The sequence below is a fragment of the Oleiphilus sp. HI0061 genome, from assembly GCF_001635675.1.
This window is the reverse complement of record NZ_LWFE01000780.1, coordinates 1-359: the sequence shown is the minus strand read 5'-3', so window position 1 is coordinate 359 and position 359 is coordinate 1. Positions and strand designations below refer to the sequence as shown.

At 47.4% G+C, this 359-nt stretch carries 1 protein-coding gene; it reads right to left on the bottom strand.

Annotated elements, in window-relative coordinates; all coding sequences use genetic code 11:
* Positions 1 to 359, bottom strand: a 359-nt coding sequence (locus A3735_RS09530; RefSeq protein ID WP_197485805.1) for a Na+/H+ antiporter NhaA, incomplete at both ends; no start/stop codon positions are given.

The window sequence follows — 359 nt, the reverse complement described above, 5'->3', positions numbered from 1 at the left end:
CGATACCAAGGCGTTCATCAAAGATCATGTTGACTCCGCTTTCTTCAAAGGCAAGTGAGCCAATAAACAAGCTCATTGTAAAGCCAATACCACAGAGTGCCGCTGTGCCATACAGGCTAAGCCAGTTCATGCCAGAAGGTAGTTGGGCTAGTTTAAGTTTAATGGCAAGCCAGCATAAACCGAATATCCCCACTTGCTTACCGACAAACAAGCCTAGCGCGATGCCAACGGGGACGTTATGAAGCATTTGCTCTAAACCTATACCTGATAGATTGATTCCAGCATTGGCGAAGGCGAAGACGGGGAGAATTCCAAAAGCAACGACTGAGTGAAGGTCATGCTCCAGATCTTTAAGCGGC